The sequence below is a fragment of the Bacillus sp. CECT 9360 genome, from assembly GCF_918741275.1.
In the GTDB taxonomy this organism is placed as follows: domain Bacteria; phylum Bacillota; class Bacilli; order Bacillales; family DSM-1321; genus Peribacillus.
In genome coordinates this window covers 1-18,753 of record NZ_CAKKNA010000009.1, presented here as the reverse complement: position 1 = coordinate 18,753, position 18,753 = coordinate 1, and the positions used below count along the sequence as shown (strand labels likewise).

Below are 18,753 nucleotides of genomic sequence, written 5' to 3'. Positions count from 1 at the left end.
ATTATCTCCTTCGCAACCTATCTTATAAGTCTATTTAAACAAAAAAAGAAAAGAATGGAAAGTGGTTGCCTTCTTTAATGGTGGCTTTCTGCTAAAATTCCCGTTACAATAAAATAGTATTATCGTATAATGGGGGCTATTCATCATGTTAATCCTTGCTATTTTAATTGTCATTTCGTTGATGTTCTATATTTTTTATAAAGTGAAATTTTTCAGGACCCGTCTTCCGATGGAAAAGAAGTGGCTTTCCGCAAAATCTTCCATTTCTTTAGGTTTTTTTGTGGCTCTATTCGGAGTGAATCAGCTTTTTTTATATCAGTCTAAAATGACTTACTTTGTTGCCGTGATCTTTCTCCTAATTGGGGGACTGAGCATTTATGGCGGTTTTAGAGCGTACAAGTTCTATCTGCCTCATGCCATTGAAGAATCGGAGCAGGTTGCAAAGAACTCCTAATAAATGTTTCTGTCGATTTTTGGTCACAACAACAATGTTTTAAAAAACAATAAAGGATAATCACTTAGGAAAAACTCCTGGATGATTATCCTTTTTCTTTTACTAATTATGGGCGATCAAGGAGCTGACAGGTCATCATCGCTTTTCCGACAAGCTTTCCTTGATTGTAAACCTCAACATCGACTTTTCCGAACTTTCTGCCGACTTCCAATACCTTTGGAACGATTTGAAGCATGCTATCGATCTGTACCGGTTTAATAAAATAGATTGTCGTATTCTCAACCACAAGGTCTCCGCGCTTGAATCCTCTGAGAACCCTGTTGGCGGTTTCGGTGACAATCGTTGTAAATACGCCGTAAGAGATGGTACCGAGATGATTAGTCATCTGCGGGGTCACTTCGTACCGGTATATTTCTTCCCCTTTTGCGTTGCCTTCACTCTTGGAAAGCTGGCCTGTAATAATGTCATCAATCGTTTCCCCAACCTGGGGCTGTCTTTGGCTCATTTGCATCGCCTTTAAGACATCCTGACGGCTAATAATGCCTTGCAGCATATGATTGTCATTGACAACCGGGATCAACTCAATGCCTTCCCATACCATCATATGCGCGCTTGATGCCACACTCGTCTTAGCGCCTACCGTCATCGGGCTTTTTGTCATCACTTTTTCTATGAGAATATTTTCATCCTGGCTCATAATGTCCTTGGAGGTGACCATCCCCTGTATCTTCATGTTTTCATCGACGACAGGGAAACGGCTGTGCTTGGTTTCCTTATTGTATTCAAGATAGACTGAGATAGGGTCAGTAGTTTTCAGGAAGGTCGTTTCATGTATCGGTGTCAGGATATCCTCCACTAGCAAGATTTCTTTTTTGATCAACTGATCGTAAATTGCGCGGTTGATCATGGTTGCCACAGTAAACGTGTCGTAGCTGGTGGTAATGACCGGCATCTGAAGCTCATCGGCCAGCTTCTTGACCTGCTCCTCCGTATCGAAACCGCCGGTGATTAAAACAGCGGCTCCGGCCTTTAATGCCTGTTCGTGGGCTTGTGTCCGGTTCCCGACTATCAACAAATTTCCCGGCCCTGTGTATCTCATCATGGCCTCAAGCTTCATGGCTCCGATGACAAATTTGTTTAACGTTTTATGAAGGCCGGCACGTCCGCCTAACACCTGACCGTCCACTATATTAACAACCTCAGCAAACGTGAGCTTTTCGATATTTTCTTTTTTCTTCTGTTCGATCCTGATCGTTCCTACCCTTTCAATGGTAGACACATATCCTTTATTCTCCGCATCCTTAATCGCGCGGTATGCGGTTCCTTCACTCACAGTTAAGGCCTTTGCAATCTGGCGTACGGATATTTTTTCGCCAACCGGTAGCCCATCTATATGTTTTAAAATTTGTTCATGCTTCGTTTCCAATCTCTTCACCCTTTTCACGGATTACCTTTTTCTTCATTATAGAGTGAAAGAAGATGCTATTCAAATCAACTATTAATAAGCACGCATTCTTTGGCGCATTTGCCCAGTTTCAGCTCTCTTTCGTTTTTTAGGAGCGTAAAGCATTCCTGTCAGGTTCCCTGCAACCGCAAACAAGGCAAAAAGCAGCCAGCTTGCAGCAAAAATACTTTCCAGTCCTGAGCCTGTTAGCGTAAGTCTTGGCACCGCATAATAAAGCATGACGCCTATTAATAGCAAGCAAAGCAACAGCCTTTGTTTCAATGATCGTCCCCCCAATCACTAATAATCCTGCGGTACATTTTATGCTTGTCTGGCAAAAAAAAGACACGTTCAGTAAAAAACAGCCAGTTGTGTGAACCTGGCTGTCCGTTTTTTTTTTTACAAATCAATGTAATCTCCTGCTTGCAAGACCTTCCCGATGCCGCGACCAAGCATTTCAACATACTTATGAGGATCCTGCTTGATAGGAGGGAATGTATTATAGTGTATCGGGACGACCTGTTTCGGGTTCAAAAATTTTGCCGCGAGCGCCGCATCTTCAGGGCCCATTGTAAAATTATCGCCGATTGGCAAAAAGGCAAGATCAATCGGATGCCTTTCCCCGATTAGCTTCATATCGGAATAGAGGGCCGTATCACCTGCGTGATAAACTGTCTTTCCTTCTGCCGAGAAAAGGACACCTGCAGGCATTCCTAAATAAATGATTTGCTTATCATCCGTGATAAACCCGCTGCCATGGAAGGCGGGTGTAAGCTTCACCTTGCCGAAGTCAAATTCATACGAACCGCCAATATGCATTCCATGTGTTTTTTCTATACCTTGAAAGCCTATGTATGCTGCCATCTCAGCTGTGCCGATTACCAATGAATTATTCTTTTTTGCAATTTCCACTGTATCCCCAAGATGATCACCATGTCCATGAGTCAGAATAATGACATCCGCCTTCACATCTTCCACCTTTAAATCGGTTAATTCATTTCCGTTAATAAATGGATCAAATAAAATCGTTTTGCCATTTGTCTCAATCTTGATAACCGCATGTCCATGATAGGAAACCTTCATATTCATTCTCCTCTCGATTTGTATCCATATATCTTTTTCTAGATAAATGCCAGTAATCCTTTTGAAAAAATAGATTCACCTTCTTGTTTACCCTTTTTCAAAAGTATCTAACAGTTTACAATCCATTTTCTTATTGTTATCGTCAAATTAGTAGTTAAAAGCGGAGGGATCTATATGAATCAACGAATCGAATCAGTAAAAGATTGGTTAAGGCAAAATACGATTGACGCCGCACTGATCACGGCTCCTGAAAATGTGTTCTATCTTAGCGGTTTTTTAAGTGACCCCCATGAGAGATTGCTTGCATTGGCAGTCTTCCCTGATGCCGAGCCATTCCTTGTCGTCCCGAAAATGGAGGTCGAGGAGGCAAAGAAAACCGGTTGGGATCCTGAAATCATAGGCTATAGTGACATCGAAGACCCATGGGAACAAATAAAGAGCTCGGTTGCAAACCGGGGCATCTCCATAAAAAGAATCGCTATTGAGAAAGAACATATGAATGTCGAACGATATGAAAAAGTGAACGAAACTTTTTCAGTCCCAGAATTTGTTTCAGCCGAAGAAAAGCTGCGACAGCTGCGCATGATCAAAACAGATAAAGAAATGACGAAGATCCGGGAAGCTTGCCGTCTCGCTGACTTTGCCATCGAAGTGGGCGCAAATGAAATCAGCGAAGGAAAAACAGAAATGGAAATCCTCGCCGCCATTGAATTTGAATTAAAAAAAGCGGGTATTAGTCAAATGTCTTTTTCGACGATGGTTCTGACAGGGAAGAACGCCGCTTCTCCCCATGGAACACCAGGGATGACGAAGATACAGCGCGGAGATTTGGTTTTATTTGACCTTGGAGTGGTCTATGAAGGCTATTGCTCAGATATTACAAGAACGATAGCTTATGGAGATATCACTGACAAGCAGCATGACATCTATGAAACGGTGTTAAAAGCACAGGAAGCCGCAGTTTCTGCAAGTGTTGTTGGCACCGCTTGCTCCAGCATCGATTTAACTGCGAGAAAAATCATTGCTGATAAAGGCTATGGCCAATATTTCCCTCACCGTCTTGGCCACGGACTAGGAATCGGTGTCCATGAATATCCATCATTGACGGAAACAAATCCGTTACTTTTACAGCCAGGGATGGTTTTCACGATCGAGCCGGGCATCTATGTGCCTGATGTTGCCGGTGTTCGGATTGAGGATGATTTATTCATCACGGAAAACGGTTATGAAGTACTGACGAAATATCCAAAAACACTTCAAATCATAAGTTAAATGAAAAGGCAGCTACCCTAGTGACTGCCTTCAGCTTTATCCACTCATTTCTTCAATTATTTGCCTCGCGTCCTTATACTCCATGCCATGCGCCTCGGCAACCGCTTTATAAGTGACATGCCCGGCCGCCGTATTGCAGCCCAGTAAAAGAGCTTCGTTTTCCAGGCATGCCTGTTTTACTCCTTTATTTGCAATCTGAATGGCATAAGGGACCGTAACATTCGTCAAGGCAATGGTTGACGTTCTCGGTACAGCTCCTGGCATATTGGCGACCGCATAATGAATGACATTGTGTTTTTCATATGTCGGGTTATCATGTGTCGTGATTTTATCAGTCGTTTCGAAAATACCTCCCTGGTCGATCGCAATATCAACGACGACAGATCCCGGTGACATGTCCTTGATCATTTGTTCAGTTACAAGCTTGGGCGCCTTGGCACCAGGGATTAGAACCGCGCCGATCACCAAATCCGAGTTTCTCACAGATTCAGCAATATTATATGGATTGGACATCATCACCGTTAGATCATTTCCGAAAATATCATCAAGCTGACGCAGCCTGTCTGGATTGACGTCAAGCATCGTCACATTTGCCCCAAGACCGACTGCAATTTTGGCTGCATTCGTTCCCGCAATCCCCCCGCCGATTATCGACACCTTCCCTCTGCGGACACCCGGCACCCCAGAAAGGAGAATGCCTTTTCCTCCATAAACCTTTTCAAGAAACTGGGCGCCGATTTGCGGGGACATCCTTCCGGCGACTTCGCTCATTGGTGTCAACAGTGGTAGAGACCGGTTCGGAAGCTGGACTGTTTCATAGGCGATAGCAGTCACTTTATTCTCGATAAGCGCTTTTGTCAATGCCTCTTCAGGAGCTAGATGGAGATAAGTAAAAAGGATTTGTCCTTCCGCAAAATAACCGTATTCCTCTGGTATGGGTTCCTTCACCTTCATAACCATATCCTGTGACCATGCCTCTTTGGCAGACTCAACCATTTCCGCCCCTGCTGCCGAATAGTCCTGGTCCGTGAATCCCGAGCCTAAACCCGCACCAGTTTCAATAAAGACCTCATGCCCTGAATTAACAAGGTTCACCACTCCAGACGGGGCCAAAGATACTCGATTCTCATTGTTTTTGATTTCCCTCGGAATTCCAATTCTCATTATCTTTACCTCCGAATCCGCTCCACAATATTTGCTTCTCCTACTATTATGCTATCTCCAATCTTTTGTGCATATAAACCGGGATATAATTTTAAACTTCACTAAATTGTTATAAGTATCCTGAAAGTTCAGCAAGAAAATATTGTATATTTATAGTAGAAGGAGGAGAAGTATTATGACACTAACCTATAAAAAAATCCTAGTAGCTGTGGATGGCTCCCAAGAAGCGGATCGGGCTTTTAAAAAAGCTCTTGAAATCTCCAAAAGAAATGATTCGCAGATAGTGTTAGCACATGTGATTGATACACGAAACTTTCCTACCATCGAAGCGTATGACTTAACAATAAGAGACCGGACTGAGAGCTTTGCAGGAGAATTAATGGACAGATATAAAGCGGAAGCAGCAGAAGCCGGGATCAAAGATTTGAAAGTAGAGATTGAACTTGGAAGCCCCAAGATTAAAATTGCAAAAGACTTGCCCAAAAAACACGAAACAGACTTAATCATCTGCGGGGCTACCGGGCTCAACGCAATTGAACGCCTTATGCTTGGAAGCGTATCTGATTATGTCACCCGGCACGCAACCTGTGACGTATTGGTCATCCGATCAGAAAAAGAACCGGAATAAAAAACAGCCCGTTCACCTTATTGGTGAGCGGGCTGTTTGTATTCTGCCACAAGTTTTTTCCCTTTCGAAATCGCCAGCTTAATCTGCTCAAAACCAGTTCCGCCTGCGCTGTTGCGCCGCTTCACTGCCTGATACGGATCTAAAGCTGTATAAATATCATCCTCGAATAAGTGCGAAGCGGCTTTAAAATGCTCCATCGGCAAATCAGCCAGATAACAATTTTTTTGTACACAATGGAGGACAAGCTTCCCGACTACTTCATGGGCTTCTCTAAATGGCATGCCTTTGCCGGCAAGATAATCCGCAAGCTCTGTCGCATTGGAAAAATCGGATTTTGTAGCCCTTTCCATCACTTCAGTCCTTACTTTCATGGTCGAAATCATGCCTTCGAATATTTTTAAGGATCCTATCACCGTTTTTACAGTATCGAACATGCCTTCCTTATCCTCTTGCATGTCTTTATTATAGGCGAGCGGCAATCCCTTCAATACAGTTAGCATGCCAGTCAGGTTTCCATATACACGACCTGTTTTCCCGCGGATCAATTCGGCCATATCCGGATTTTTCTTTTGCGGCATAATGCTGCTTCCCGTCGAGAATGCATCATCGAGTTCGATGAATTGAAATTCCTGGCTTGACCAAAGAATGATTTCTTCACTGAAACGCGACAGGTGCATCATGAGCGTGGAGCTGTTGCTTAAAAATTCAAGGATAAAATCACGATCACTAACAGCATCAAGGCTATTTTCATAAATCCCTTCAAAGCCCAGCAGTCCGGCCGTGTACTCCCTGTCAATCGGAAATGTCGTACCGGCAAGCGCACCTGCGCCAAGCGGAGAAATATTTATTCTTTTTAGGCCTTCCGTAAATCGTTCCTTATCCCGCTCAAGCATCCAGAAATAGGCCATCACATGATGCGCAAACGAAATAGGCTGGGCCCGTTGCAGATGGGTATACCCTGGAATAAGCGTTTCCACATGTTTTTCTGCTTGATTCAGGATCGATTCCTGCAGATTATTTATTAGTTGGAGTACATCTTCCGTTTGGCTGCGTAAATATAAATGCATATCAGTTGCAACCTGGTCATTCCGGCTCCGTCCAGTATGAAGCTTTCCGCCCACCGGTCCGATTTCGGCAATCAGCATGCTCTCAAGGTTGAGATGGATGTCCTCCATCTCAACCGAAAAAGACAGCTCGCCATTGAATGCTTTTTCCTTTAAAACGTTCAATCCTTCGATGATTTGTTCGGCATCACTTGCCGGCAGGATCCCACATTTTTTTAGCATCGTTACATGCGCGAGGCTTCCTTGGATATCCTCCATAACAAGCTCCTGATCGAAAGATATGGAAGCCCCAAATTCATCTACCCACTCTTCGGCAGACTTTGTAAATCTGCCGCCCCACAGTTTGCTCACACGGTCACCTTCTTTTGGTTTACGATGCTGGATACCTTCGTCGGAAGGCCCCAAAGGGAAATGAAACCGACTGCAGCGCTATGATCAAATTCATCACTGGCGGTATATGTCGCTAGCTTTTCATCATATAAGGAATACTCAGATTTTCTACCTTCCACAATTGCGTGACCTTTGAACAATTTTACACGAACCGTCCCGGTGACAGTTTGCTGTGTCTGCTTTAAAAAAGCAAGTAATGCACCCCTTAATGGGGAGAACCAAAGCCCCTCATAAATGAGTTCCGTTAATTTCTTTTCAATGACCGGTTTGAAGTGGGCAACTTCTTTTACAAGTGTAATATCTTCAAGCTCTTTATGCGCTTTTATTAGCGTTATTGCTCCCGGGCACTCATACACCTCACGGGATTTGATTCCGACCAATCTGTTTTCGACATGGTCGATCCGGCCTACACCATGCTTGCCAGCCAGCAAATTTAGTTCAAGAATCAAATTAGACAGTGTATAAGAAGTGTTATTCAGTGACACCGGAACACCATTTTCAAAGCCAATTTCAATGATATCCGGTGTATCCGGCGTTTGTTCCAGACTGGTAGTTAGCTCATAAGCTTCCTCCGGTGGTGCTGCCCATGGGTCTTCAAGAATACCGCATTCGTTGGAACGCCCCCATAGGTTCTGGTCAATCGAATATGGGCTGTCTAAATTAATAGGAATTGGAATCTCATTATCCAGCGCATACTGAATTTCATCCTCACGCGACCAATTCCATTCGCGTACGGGAGCCAGCACTTTTAAGTTTGGGTTTAGAGCCTGAATGGATACTTCAAAACGAACCTGATCATTTCCTTTACCCGTACAACCGTGTGCTACGGCAACCGCGTTTTCCGTCTCAGCTACTTCGACCAGCTTTTTAGCGATCAGCGGGCGTGATAGCGCCGAGACAAGCGGATATTTTCCTTCATATAATGCATGAGCCTGCAAAGCCGGTAAAGCAAATTCATTGGCGAACTCTTCTTTTGCATCTATTACATAGGATTTAATTGCGCCTACCTTCAACGCCTTTTCCTTAATAAAATCTAAATCCTTTCCTTCGCCAACATCTAAGCAGCATGCTACCACATCATACCCTTTTTCCTGCAACCACTTTATCGCAACGGAAGTATCTAACCCCCCAGAATAAGCTAAAACAACTTTTTGATTTGTCATGTTAGTTCGTCCTCCCCTGCATGAATAAAAATTCATGTTATATTATTTTTATTCAATTAATTATTTATAAACTTATCAGCTTTTCTATGGAAATGCAAGGTATTTTTAATGTTTTTTTAAGTTTGCTATAATGAATAATGAACTAGAAAAAGATATAGCACATTAACATTATTATGTAAGTGTGAGGAGAAACGTTATGAAGAAGATTTTTTCATTCGATAAACGGCTCGGAATCTCTGTTCCAGTATTCACGAAAGGATGGAAGGAATACAGCGAGGCTGAACAGCAGGAAGTGCTGCTGTTATGGGAAAACATACGCGGCGGCATCCCGGACCGGATTAAAGAATTGGAGCAACTCATAAATAGAAAGCAGGCACAGCTTTCCGATGAATATGATTTCTCGTTTTCCTGCCAGCTCAATTCAGAAATCGCCGACCTTGCATCCACAATCAATGACCTGTGGCTCTGGTACCGGGTGAATCAGGATATGACTGAAAAGATGCATAATTAAAAGGCTCGGAAATGTCCAAGCCTTTTAATTATGCATCCTTATTCAGTTCTCTTACAACATGTCCTATTTCCGGCAAGATCAGCTTGTCCATTGCAAGCCTTACTGCACCCGTAGACCCGGGAGTGGAGAATATGGCTTTATTATTTACCACTCCTGCTATCGCCCTTGATAAAATCGCCGCTGAACCGATATCCTCCTGATAGCTCAGCATGCGGAATAGCTCACCGAAGCCAGGAATTTCTTTATCCAGAAGACCTTTAACCGTTTCAATCGTCACATCCCGCTTGGCAATCCCCGTTCCGCCATTGGTCAAAATGACATCAACCTCAGGATTTCCAGCTCCTTTAAGGATAGCCTCTTCGATTACTTTACGTTCATCTTTTACAATCTCATATTCAATCAATTCATGTCCGTTACTACCTAAGAGATCCATCATCTGCTTTCCACTTTTGTCTGTAGCCTTTGTTCGTGTATCACTAACGGTAATAACCATACAGCGAATTTGCTTCGGCGCTTCTTTTTTATGCTCGGTGACACTCATTCCTGTCCCTCTCTTTTGTCATGCAAATATCGATACTGATAATATTTTTGGGCAAACTCGCTCACTTTTCTGGTCAATTGATAATTCGATCCAGCACCGATGATCATAGAAATCAACGGGACACCTTGAATACGTTTTTCACGAAAAACAGTAATCGCCATAGCTTTTAAAAGTTGTTTGAGCGGTAGATCGAGCGAAGATATATTCACTAGTTCGTCGCTGCCTTCGTAAAAATAATCATCCTCTGCATTCTTTGTTTCGTTAATAAGTTCTTCCCAAGCAGCTCCTTGCAGTCGCTTCGGCATCATGCCAATATTAAATACCTTAAGGGCTATCATCATTTCGAACGGGGTATTCACTTCATAACCATAAGACATCGCAATGAGCTGTACCACTCTAACATTAATAACAGCGATTGCCGGCAGGTCACTACCAAGCAGAAGATAACCGCCTGAGCCGGTCGCGCCACCTTGTGCAAAAGAATATAGCCTGTGCCTCGCAATATGCTGTTCCGCTATATAATTCAACTGATCAATCGTCAATGCTTTCAAATCGGAAATGGCCGAAATATCCTGATGAAAAACACGCGCGGTTCCTAAAATCCGCTCGCGAGCATCCATTTGTATCTGAGAGCTTTGCACCATTGCATGCAAATGAAATAACAAGTTATCCAGCTTTTCGAAAAATTCCTTTTGTGTCTCTTCAGGAAGCAAGGAAACTCCCTGCTCCAGCCACTTATCATAAAGCGAAACAAAATCTGTCGGTTCATATTCAAACAGCTTTTGTTCCCACTCGCTAATCTCGTTCCACACCTGTACTTCACGATCAGTCAATCCCATGTAAAATCCTCCCGCGCAAGCCAAAATTGGCTGATTATACCTGTAGTATATCATAGGGCAAAAACTATCGGATAATTTAGTGAGTGCCAAAAAAACTGTTCCGCTTTTTATGTGATTGACAAAAAAAATCAGTCTAAGAAAGGACTGATTTTTTTTGGAACATAAAAATTTTATTGAATATCATGAAGCTTGCATTTGTCATAAAAGCTTGTCTTCCCGATTCCTAATATGCTTGCTGCTTTTACTTTATTGCCCTCGGCTTGTTGAATGGCCTTTAATATTGCTTCTCTTTCAACAGAAGCTATGATATCCCTAAGCGGCTGAACCGGTTCATTAAGAGATAAATTTGGGCACTTAATCAAGTGCATGTGCCCGGGGATTCTATAGATCTCTTGATCCTGCATGTATAACGGCAGGTGCTCCAATTGGATTATATCTCCATCTAAAATATTTAGTGCCCTTTCCAATACATTCTCCAATTCCCTCACATTACCGGGCCATGAATGATGCTTAAGACATTCAATAACCACTTCAGACAACTGTATTTCCTGAATACTAAATTTTCGTTCCAGCTTCTTTAATAATATCTTAGAAACCGCTAAAATATCTTCCGGTCGTTCACGTAAAGGAGGGATTTCAACCTTCAATACATTTAACCGATAATATAAGTCTTTACGAAATTTCCCTTCTTCCACCATAATTTCCAGATCTCGATGGGTAGCAGCGATAATTCTGACGTCCACTGTTTTGGGGGTATTGCCGCCAATCCGTTCAATTTCTTTTTCCTGCAGCACCCGCAAAAGCTTGCTTTGCATAGGGAGAGGCATATCCCCAATTTCATCCAAAAATATCGTACCCATATGACCCTGCTCAAATTTCCCCTTTTTCCCGCCTTTTTTGGCCCCTGTAAATGCTCCGCTTTCATAGCCAAATAACTCGGATTCCAACAGGTGCTCTGGGATCGAAGCACAATTCACACGGATAAACGGAAAAATGGAGCGGGCGCTGTTTTGATGGATGGAATGAGCAAATAACTCTTTTCCTGTACCAGATTCCCCAATCAGCAGGATTGAGGACTGGCTGCGCGACCCTCTTTCAGCCAGTCGCTTGGCCTCGATAAACTTTGGATTGATTCCTACCAAATCGGTGAATTTGTATTTGCTTTGCAGTTCTTTTTCAAGCTTCTTCTTATAATATTGCAGTTCCTCCAACAAAGGCTGAATCCGTTTGGAATACTCGATCCATTCCTGGGGGTTGCGGAACATCACGGTGCCCGCAGCTCCGACTAACTGATTTTTCACATAAATCGGATAGCGGTTGGCAATCATTTCACTGCCCTTTATAGGCTGGACCGCCGATAGTTCAGCAATACCCGTCTTTGCAACAATATGCATCCGCGAGTTTTCAATGACCTCCTGGACCGGTCTTCCAATCGCCTGTTCATCCGTGATTCCCAAGAAGTCCAAGTATGCACTGTCCATATAGCTGATAATTCCGTCCCGATCAACGACTACCAATCTCTCGGCAACAAGATGGATAAGCTCTTTGATCCATTCAATTGGGAGAATATCAATTCCTTTCCCCATATTGGTTTCATCCTTCTCTTTATAATAGGCAATGTTAAATAACTCTGTTGATTTTTGGCTCCTTTAGTCCTCTGCCTTACAGCAAAGGCTGAAAGGCGTGTGAAGCAATGGCTTTACACGAATGAGCCAAAATCGTTTTATGAACAGCATGAATTAACATAGCCTTATATTAATAAGTAATTGTATTATATCAAACTATGAGAAGGAATCGCTTACATAAAGAAAAATCTGCTACTTATTATTCAATTAGAAAGGAACATCCCATTATTACTGGACCGTGTATCCTCCATCGAGAACAACTGCCTGGCCGGTGACTCCCTTTGCCTTATCGCTGGCCAGAAAAATTGCATAATCAGCGATTTCAGAAACTGCCAGCAGCCTTCTTTGCGGCACCAGTGGATAGATCACTTCTTCCAGGACACTTTCAAGCGGTACTTTCCTTGTGGCCGCCAAATCCTTCAGTTGATTGCGTACAAGCGGGGTATCAACATAACCTGGGCAAAGGGCATTCACAGTTATGCCATCAGCCGCTCCTTCCAGGGCTGCAACCTTCGTCAACCCAATTACGCCGTGCTTGGCTGAATTGTAAGCAGCCTTGGCGGCAAACCCAATCAACCCATTAATGGAAGCCATATTAATAATCCGACCGGCTCCTTGTTTTTTCATGATCGGAAAAACATGCTTGATAGCCATAAATGGAGCGGTCAGCATGATTTTGATCATCAGTTCAAATTTATCGGTGGGAAATTCCTCGATCGGCGAAACATATTGCAGACCTGCGTTATTAACCAAGATATCAATTTTTCCGAACTCTTGCACCGTGTGACACAACGCAGCTTTCAATTGTTCCTCGTTTGTGACGTCAAAACCAAGTCCCATTGCTTCAAAACCAGCTTCCACCAGGCTGTTCGCTGTCATTTTTGCGGCTTCTTCGTTTAAGTCCGTTATGATGACCTTCGCACCTTCCATGGCAAATGCTTTTGATACCTCCAGGCCGATACCGCTGCCTGCTCCCGTAATGAGGGCTACTTTTTCTTTTAATAATGGTCCCACATTCATTTCTCCCTTATCATGTTCTATTTCATGGCATAGGCAAGGCTTTCGCTTACCGTAAACGCTGCTTCTGTCTTTTCTTTAATTTCCTCAATTGTCGATCCGTTTACTGTTTCCTTTAAAAGCATCCCGGAGGACGTAAAATCAAAGACTGCTAGATCAGTTATTAACGTGTGAACGACCTGACTGCCGGTAAGCGGAAGCGAACATTCTTTTTTTACCTTTGGCTCGCCATGCTTATTTACATGCTCCATGATGACAACAATTCGTTTGGCCCCGTTTACTAAATCCATTGCACCGCCCATGCCTTTCACCATCTTTCCGGGTATCATCCAATTGGCTAAATCACCGGTTTCCGATACTTCCATGCCTCCTAGAATCGCCAGGTCAATATGCCCGCCGCGAATCATCGCGAACGATTCAGCACTATCAAAATAAGAAGCTCCAGAAACCGCAGTAACCGTCTCTTTCCCTGCATTGATTTCATCCGGGTCTTCTTTTCCTGCGACCGGATAGGGTCCAATGCCAAGCAATCCATTCTCTGATTGCAGTAAGACACGAACATCGGACGGAATTTCATTGGCGATTAAAGTCGGCATTCCAATTCCCAGGTTTACATTCATTCCATTTTCAATCTCTTGTACTGCTCTTTTTATGATCAGTCTCCTGGTATCAGTCATTTAAATTCCTCCCCTTCATGCCTGCAACACGGTTCTGCGCTCGATTCTCTTTTCGTAATTCGTTCCCTGCAGCACACGTTGCACATAAATGCCGGGTGTATGAATTTCATCCGGATCGAGCTCGCCGGCCTCGACTATTTCCTCCACTTCGGCAATGGTAATTTTGCCTGCCGTGGCTGCGATCGGATTGAAATTACGCGAGGTTTTGCGAAAAACAAGATTGCCAAGCGTATCTGCTTTCCATGCCTTGACCAGTGCAAAGTCACCTGTAATTCCTTCTTCCAAAATATAAGTGCGCCCATTAAATTCCTTGTGTTCTTTGTTTTCAGCTACCAGGGTGCCGACGCCTGTCGCGGTGTAAAATCCCGGTATGCCTGCTCCTCCTGCCCTAATCCGTTCCGCCAGAGTTCCTTGGGGTGTCAGTTCCACTTCAATGTCGCCGCTTAAATACTGACGTTCAAAATTTTTATTTTCACCGACATAGGAAGAAATCATTTTCTTAATTTGATGGGATTGAAGCAGAAGCCCCAGTCCCCAATCATCAACACCGCAGTTATTGCTGACAACGGTCAAATTCTTCACGCCGCGATCCCGGAGGGCCATGATTGATTTCTCAGGGATTCCGCATAAGCCAAAACCGCCGACGATGAGTGTGGCTCCATCCTGGATATCCTCTATTGCAGATGTAAATGAATCAAAAATCTTTCCCCTGGTCATACGTGAACCCCCTTTCCATATATACGTCTTTTAAACAAGTCCTGTCAGGCTGTATAGACCAATGATAACGAACACTGTTACCGTTTTCAAAATCGTGATTGCGAAAATATCCCTATATGACTGGCGGTGCGTAAGCCCGGTGACAGCCAGAAGTGTGATAACAGCACCGTTATGGGGCAGTGTGTCCATTCCCCCTGAGGCCATCGATATAACACGATGCATGACTTCCGGCGGGATATTATACTGAGTTATAGCCGCGGCGTACTTATCGGCCATCGCGCTTAAAGCAATCCCCATGCCGCCTGATGCTGAACCTGTAATCCCTGCCAGTGTCGTTGTAGTGACAGCGCCATTCACAAGCGGATTGGTGAATGTTTCCGAAATCCCTTTGCTGACAACAGCAAATCCCGGCAATGAAGAAATGACGCCACCAAAGCCATATTCCGCCCCAGTATTCATTACCGCAAGCAGCGCGCCGCTAATACTAAGATTGAGTCCGTTTTGGAAATTTGTCTTCACTTTATTCCAGTCATAAAGGATAGAGGCGATTATACCAATGGCAAGGGCCATTTCAACGGACCAAATCGCCAGGACTGCTGATGTTTCAATCTTTCCGAATAAAGGTAAGCCAATGCTTTCGAAGTCGAATCCCTCTGGATACCATCTAGGGATGGATACAGTGAAAACTTTATTCATAACGGCTACTAGTACAAGCGGAATAAAGGCAAGAATTTGGCGGCCTAAACCTTGAGAACCGGGGGTCATCACTTGTTCCGGCTCATTGCTTACTTCAGCTTGCAACTCTGCAGCGGCTGCCGAATTCTCAAATCCAAAATACCCTTCTCCTTCTCTCTCGGCTTTCTTCTTTCGCGACTCCAGGTACAGCAGGCCGACTGCCAGGATGATAATGCCGCCAATTGTGCCGAGAATCGGTGCCGCGTATATGTCTGTTTTAAAAAATGTCGTTGGGATGACATTTTGAATTTGCGGCGTACCAGGCAGAGCGTCCATTGTAAATGTAAAAGCACCCAAGGCAATCGTGCCCGGTATCAGGCGCTTCGGGATATTAGCTTCTCTAAACAAATTAGCCGCGAACGGATAAATCGCAAACACAACAACAAACAAGCTGACGCCGCTGTATGTAAGAATAGCGCCTAATAAGACAATCGCCAAAATCGCTCTTTTTGCGCCGACCCACTTGATGATCGTTTTCGCAATCGATTCAGCAATTCCTGACATTTCCACGACTTTCCCAAAAATTGCCCCAAGCAAAAAGACCGGAAAATAAAGCTTGATAAACCCGACCATTTTTTCCATGAACACATTTGAAAAGAAAGGAAGCACATAATCCGGACTCGTTAATAAAACCGCAAACAAAGCACAAATCGGTGCAAATAAAATGACCGAAAAGCCTCTGTAGGCTACAAACATAAGCAAACCAAGCGACAAAAGAATAACAATAAGATCCATAACAATCCCCCTCAATTCATTTATAGTAAGCGTTTCCAAAAGTAAAAATATAAAAATTCATGCATAATCCCTCTGCTTACCAAACTTTTTAATAGTATCCTTTCTGTTCATTTCCTCTTTTTTAAAATTAAAAAGCGGTTACTATATATCAATGCAAGTTGCATGCCAACTTTTTTAATGCTGGAAAACGAGAAAAACACTGGAGCTTAATAAAGAAAGTTACTCTTTTCCGTAAATCCGGAAAGTAGAAGCTTCTATTTCAATTCGCAAAAACGGAAATTTCCGGTTTTGCGGAATAAACAATAAGTTTTCTAATCGCAACCGTCTCCTTTTAAGATAGGAAAAATTGTAAGTCTCACTGCGGATATCAACTTAAAGCTCCTCCTGCTTCAATTTAATTGACTTTTTTCGCTTTCAGCTTCCCATTTGGTATAAAAAATGCATGTATAAACGATAAACCCTGTTAGGGGAATTTTAAAAAGGAGGACAAAATTATGAAAAGAAAATTAATAGCGCTTACTTTAACATCTTCTCTTCTCTTCACTGTTAATCCTTTCACCCCTGGAATATCTGAAACTCAAGCTTCAGAAGTCAAGGAACATATTCCCGGGGCGCATAATCTCACCACCACCTATTTTGATGGGAAAGATAACAACTGGCTGACTACTAAAAATCCAAAGCAATATGAACAAGCTGTACTGTTTGGCAACCTGGGCCTGGCACCATATAACTGGGGAAATGCAGCAAATGCTTCCGGCTGGCACCAGATGTATAAGCCGGCGGAAATTAAGGGCAAGCAGATTAATGGAAACTTCGAGGATGCCCAATTTATAATTCGTATACCCGAGGATTGGAACGGAAAACTGGTTGTCTCAGGAATTCCAGCCACCAGAAATGAAACTTCAACGGACCTGTTATTCAGCGATTTTGTCCTAGAAAAAGGCTATGCATTTGCGGCTATCGACAAAGGCACACAAGGAGAATCTGATCTAAATGACCCTTTGGCCAAGGTCAAAAATGCTCTGGTTAATGAAGATGACAGTGTGCCAGAGTGGAATTTCCGCTTCCGCCAAATCACAAGAGCAGCCCAAAGTTATCTAATCAAGCATCACCCTGACAAACTCATCCGTTCATCCGACAAATCTAATCCTGCAAGCCATTTAATAAAGAAAAACCATAAAGTTCCTACGTATGCGATGGGAATATCAAACGGCGGGTATGTCGTCCGCTATGCCCTCGAGCATGACGGCCAAAAAAAGACAGGGGAACCACACCTTTTTGATGGAGGCGTCGATTGGGAAGGTGTGCTTTGGACAGAAAAAGACCCCAATTTAATCAGCTCACTAGCGACGGTTGTAAATAATGCGGAAAAAGCGATTTATGGAGAGGGAAAAGAAAGGGACAATGCGATAAAACAAATGTATAAAGCTGGACTTCCGGAAGGGTCTGAAAACTTATGGCTTTATCATGACCAAGTATACTGGTTCGTGACATTAAATATATATCGCGATCATTTTGACCCGTCTGCTCCTGGAAGAATACACTGGAGAAATTACCTGAACTTCACGTCTTCTGGCCAAAGAGACCGCACATACGATTACATCTTTAAAGACTACAAAACCCGTTCGAAAAATTACAAACGCAACATTCAAAAAGTAGCTAATACGGGAGACATCAATGTACCCCTAATCAGCTTTACAGGCTCTATGGATTCATTAATCTTTCCGGACATACATGCAAAAGGATATGAAAAGTTAGTGAAGAAAGCAGGAAAGGAAACATATCACCGATTATACACAATTGAAAACGGCAATCATGTCGATAGCCTAGTGTGGAATAAACAAACGGATCCTAGGGCTCAATTGCAGCCGCTACTGCCTTATGCACATCAATCATTTGATTTGCTTGTAGATTGGGTAGAAAAGAATCAGAAAGCTCCTGCTAGCCAGTTGGTGCCTGCACCTGAAGATCCTGTAAAGGTGAGGGATTTGAAGACCGGGAAGGAAAGAAATCCCCGTTGAGTTTAGCGTCGAAGAAAAATCAATCTCATTAGTTGGTCAATCTTTTGCTCGGTGACAGTTGGCGTTCATGAGTTGTCTCTTATATAGAAATCCCGATGATAACCTTCATCAATCTAAATGTTATTTTTAATGATTTAACGAAATGCCCATAAACTAATTTTTTTGCAGCGCAAAAAGAAAAAAGACCAGTCATGCCGGCTGGTCTTCTCCTTGCTTGGCGACGTCCTACTCTTACAGGACTTGCACAGGACAAGGAACGCTGAGGCAGCGATGCAGCGCACGAAGGAAAGCGATAGCTTTTCGAGGATGTGCTGACTTCTCCGAGGCCTACAGGATAGGTCATGAAGGCGTTGCAACAGGACGTTGCGTTCGTTCTTAGCCTTCGTTCTTAATCTCGTTTCCTAGACCTCCCTGCTCCTCCCCATCCAGGGCTTAACTTTCTTTACTTACCTCCAATCATACTTTGAACTTCTTAACTATCCTTCGGTTTGAAAACACGAAAAAAGATCAGTCTATTCGACTGATCTTTCGCTCGCTTGGCGACGTCCTACTCTCACAGGACTTGCACAGGATGTGCTGACTTCTGCGTTGCCACATGGATGTGGCGGGTTTAGCAGAAGGTCCTTGACTCACCCCAACTACCATCGGCGCTCGAGCTTAACTTCCGTGAGGC

18 protein-coding genes are annotated in these 18,753 nt (G+C 43.4%); 5 read left to right on the top strand and 13 right to left on the bottom strand.

What is annotated here, in order from left to right:
• The first annotated feature begins 145 nt into the window (after positions 1-145).
• Complete coding sequence (locus tag LQ216_RS12215) at positions 146-454, top strand: YtpI family protein (protein ID WP_230129632.1); 309 nt, start codon at positions 146-148, stop codon at positions 452-454.
• A 106-nt stretch (positions 455-560) separates the two neighbouring features.
• Here LQ216_RS12215 and LQ216_RS12210 read toward each other — a convergent pair whose 3' ends face one another.
• The 3 genes from LQ216_RS12210 to LQ216_RS12200 all read right to left on the bottom strand — a co-directional run bounded on the left by LQ216_RS12210 (position 561) and on the right by LQ216_RS12200 (position 2,981).
• The gene (locus tag LQ216_RS12210; protein ID WP_230129631.1) at positions 561-1,880 is read right to left on the bottom strand and encodes a CBS domain-containing protein; all 1,320 of its coding nucleotides are present in this window, start codon (positions 1,878-1,880) and stop codon (positions 561-563) included.
• A 72-nt stretch (positions 1,881-1,952) separates the two neighbouring features.
• Positions 1,953-2,180: a hypothetical protein gene (locus LQ216_RS12205; RefSeq protein ID WP_230129629.1), complete on the bottom strand. Its 228-nt coding sequence runs from the start codon at positions 2,178-2,180 to the stop codon at positions 1,953-1,955.
• Positions 2,181-2,297: 117 nt separating this feature from the next.
• Positions 2,298-2,981 (bottom strand): metal-dependent hydrolase, encoded by a 684-nt coding sequence (locus tag LQ216_RS12200; protein WP_230129628.1) that lies wholly within the window; start codon positions 2,979-2,981, stop codon positions 2,298-2,300.
• A 174-nt stretch (positions 2,982-3,155) separates the two neighbouring features.
• Between LQ216_RS12200 and LQ216_RS12195 the strand changes: the two genes are divergently transcribed.
• A complete protein-coding gene (locus LQ216_RS12195; protein WP_230129627.1) occupies positions 3,156-4,253 on the top strand; it encodes a Xaa-Pro peptidase family protein in 1,098 nt (365 codons plus the stop codon).
• Between the two features lie 36 nt (positions 4,254-4,289).
• On the opposite strand, the gene ald is transcribed toward LQ216_RS12195, so the two are convergent.
• Positions 4,290-5,417 (bottom strand): alanine dehydrogenase, encoded by a 1,128-nt coding sequence (gene ald / locus LQ216_RS12190; protein ID WP_230129626.1) that lies wholly within the window; start codon positions 5,415-5,417, stop codon positions 4,290-4,292.
• A 175-nt stretch (positions 5,418-5,592) separates the two neighbouring features.
• Here ald and LQ216_RS12185 point away from each other — a divergent pair, with 175 nt between their 5' ends.
• Positions 5,593-6,045, top strand: a complete 453-nt coding sequence (locus LQ216_RS12185; protein WP_230129624.1) for a universal stress protein — start codon at positions 5,593-5,595, stop codon at positions 6,043-6,045.
• A 17-nt stretch (positions 6,046-6,062) separates the two neighbouring features.
• On the opposite strand, the gene argH is transcribed toward LQ216_RS12185, so the two are convergent.
• Positions 6,063-7,460, bottom strand: a complete 1,398-nt coding sequence (gene argH / locus LQ216_RS12180; RefSeq protein ID WP_230129623.1) for an argininosuccinate lyase — start codon at positions 7,458-7,460, stop codon at positions 6,063-6,065.
• On the bottom strand, positions 7,457-8,662 hold the full coding sequence (locus tag LQ216_RS12175; RefSeq protein WP_230129621.1) for an argininosuccinate synthase: 1,206 nt from the start codon (positions 8,660-8,662) through the stop codon (positions 7,457-7,459). Before LQ216_RS12175 ends, argH begins: the two co-directional genes overlap by 4 nt.
• Positions 8,663-8,858: 196 nt before the next feature.
• On the opposite strand from LQ216_RS12175, the gene LQ216_RS12170 reads away from it, so the two are divergent.
• Positions 8,859-9,173: a hypothetical protein gene (locus LQ216_RS12170; RefSeq protein ID WP_230129620.1), complete on the top strand. Its 315-nt coding sequence runs from the start codon at positions 8,859-8,861 to the stop codon at positions 9,171-9,173.
• A gap of 28 nt (positions 9,174-9,201) precedes the next feature.
• On the opposite strand, the gene LQ216_RS12165 is transcribed toward LQ216_RS12170, so the two are convergent.
• The 7 genes from LQ216_RS12165 to LQ216_RS12135 all read right to left on the bottom strand — a co-directional run bounded on the left by LQ216_RS12165 (position 9,202) and on the right by LQ216_RS12135 (position 16,059).
• A complete protein-coding gene (locus LQ216_RS12165; protein WP_230129618.1) occupies positions 9,202-9,714 on the bottom strand; it encodes a MogA/MoaB family molybdenum cofactor biosynthesis protein in 513 nt (170 codons plus the stop codon).
• Positions 9,711-10,553 (bottom strand): EcsC family protein, encoded by an 843-nt coding sequence (locus LQ216_RS12160; RefSeq protein ID WP_230129616.1) that lies wholly within the window; start codon positions 10,551-10,553, stop codon positions 9,711-9,713. The genes LQ216_RS12165 and LQ216_RS12160 overlap by 4 nt, the downstream gene beginning before the upstream one ends.
• 170 nt (positions 10,554-10,723) lie before the next feature.
• A complete protein-coding gene (locus LQ216_RS12155; RefSeq protein ID WP_230129614.1) occupies positions 10,724-12,139 on the bottom strand; it encodes a sigma 54-interacting transcriptional regulator in 1,416 nt (471 codons plus the stop codon).
• A gap of 267 nt (positions 12,140-12,406) precedes the next feature.
• The gene (locus LQ216_RS12150; protein WP_230129612.1) at positions 12,407-13,198 is read right to left on the bottom strand and encodes a 3-hydroxybutyrate dehydrogenase; all 792 of its coding nucleotides are present in this window, start codon (positions 13,196-13,198) and stop codon (positions 12,407-12,409) included.
• Between the two features lie 17 nt (positions 13,199-13,215).
• A complete protein-coding gene (locus LQ216_RS12145) occupies positions 13,216-13,872 on the bottom strand; it encodes a 3-oxoacid CoA-transferase subunit B (protein ID WP_230129610.1) in 657 nt (218 codons plus the stop codon).
• 15 nt (positions 13,873-13,887) lie between these two features.
• Positions 13,888-14,589 (bottom strand): CoA transferase subunit A, encoded by a 702-nt coding sequence (locus LQ216_RS12140; protein WP_230129608.1) that lies wholly within the window; start codon positions 14,587-14,589, stop codon positions 13,888-13,890.
• 30 nt (positions 14,590-14,619) lie between these two features.
• Entirely contained in the window at positions 14,620-16,059 is a 1,440-nt protein-coding gene (locus tag LQ216_RS12135) for a GntP family permease (RefSeq protein WP_230129607.1), read from the bottom strand.
• 494 nt (positions 16,060-16,553) lie between these two features.
• Between LQ216_RS12135 and LQ216_RS12130 the strand changes: the two genes are divergently transcribed.
• The gene (locus LQ216_RS12130; protein ID WP_230129606.1) at positions 16,554-18,080 is read left to right on the top strand and encodes an alpha/beta hydrolase; all 1,527 of its coding nucleotides are present in this window, start codon (positions 16,554-16,556) and stop codon (positions 18,078-18,080) included.
• The last annotated feature ends 673 nt before the right edge of the window (positions 18,081-18,753 follow it).

What these genes read in the sequence shown, in the direction of transcription:
- LQ216_RS12185 (WP_230129624.1), top strand. Translation starts at nt 5,593, where the DNA reads ATGACACTAACCTATAAAAAAATCCTAGTAGCTGTGGATGGCTCCCAA.
- LQ216_RS12170 (WP_230129620.1), top strand. Translation starts at nt 8,859, where the DNA reads ATGAAGAAGATTTTTTCATTCGATAAACGGCTCGGAATCTCTGTTCCA.
- LQ216_RS12200 (WP_230129628.1), bottom strand. Translation starts at nt 2,981, where the DNA reads ATGAAGGTTTCCTATCATGGACATGCGGTTATCAAGATTGAGACAAAT.
- LQ216_RS12140 (WP_230129608.1), bottom strand. Translation starts at nt 14,589, where the DNA reads ATGACCAGGGGAAAGATTTTTGATTCATTTACATCTGCAATAGAGGAT.
- LQ216_RS12160 (WP_230129616.1), bottom strand. Translation starts at nt 10,553, where the DNA reads ATGGGATTGACTGATCGTGAAGTACAGGTGTGGAACGAGATTAGCGAG.
- LQ216_RS12165 (WP_230129618.1), bottom strand. Translation starts at nt 9,714, where the DNA reads ATGAGTGTCACCGAGCATAAAAAAGAAGCGCCGAAGCAAATTCGCTGT.
- LQ216_RS12215 (WP_230129632.1), top strand. Translation starts at nt 146, where the DNA reads ATGTTAATCCTTGCTATTTTAATTGTCATTTCGTTGATGTTCTATATT.
- LQ216_RS12130 (WP_230129606.1), top strand. Translation starts at nt 16,554, where the DNA reads ATGAAAAGAAAATTAATAGCGCTTACTTTAACATCTTCTCTTCTCTTC.
- ald (WP_230129626.1), bottom strand. Translation starts at nt 5,417, where the DNA reads ATGAGAATTGGAATTCCGAGGGAAATCAAAAACAATGAGAATCGAGTA.
- LQ216_RS12135 (WP_230129607.1), bottom strand. Translation starts at nt 16,059, where the DNA reads ATGGATCTTATTGTTATTCTTTTGTCGCTTGGTTTGCTTATGTTTGTA.
- LQ216_RS12155 (WP_230129614.1), bottom strand. Translation starts at nt 12,139, where the DNA reads ATGGGGAAAGGAATTGATATTCTCCCAATTGAATGGATCAAAGAGCTT.
- LQ216_RS12145 (WP_230129610.1), bottom strand. Translation starts at nt 13,872, where the DNA reads ATGACTGATACCAGGAGACTGATCATAAAAAGAGCAGTACAAGAGATT.
- LQ216_RS12195 (WP_230129627.1), top strand. Translation starts at nt 3,156, where the DNA reads ATGAATCAACGAATCGAATCAGTAAAAGATTGGTTAAGGCAAAATACG.
- LQ216_RS12175 (WP_230129621.1), bottom strand. Translation starts at nt 8,662, where the DNA reads ATGACAAATCAAAAAGTTGTTTTAGCTTATTCTGGGGGGTTAGATACT.
- LQ216_RS12150 (WP_230129612.1), bottom strand. Translation starts at nt 13,198, where the DNA reads ATGAATGTGGGACCATTATTAAAAGAAAAAGTAGCCCTCATTACGGGA.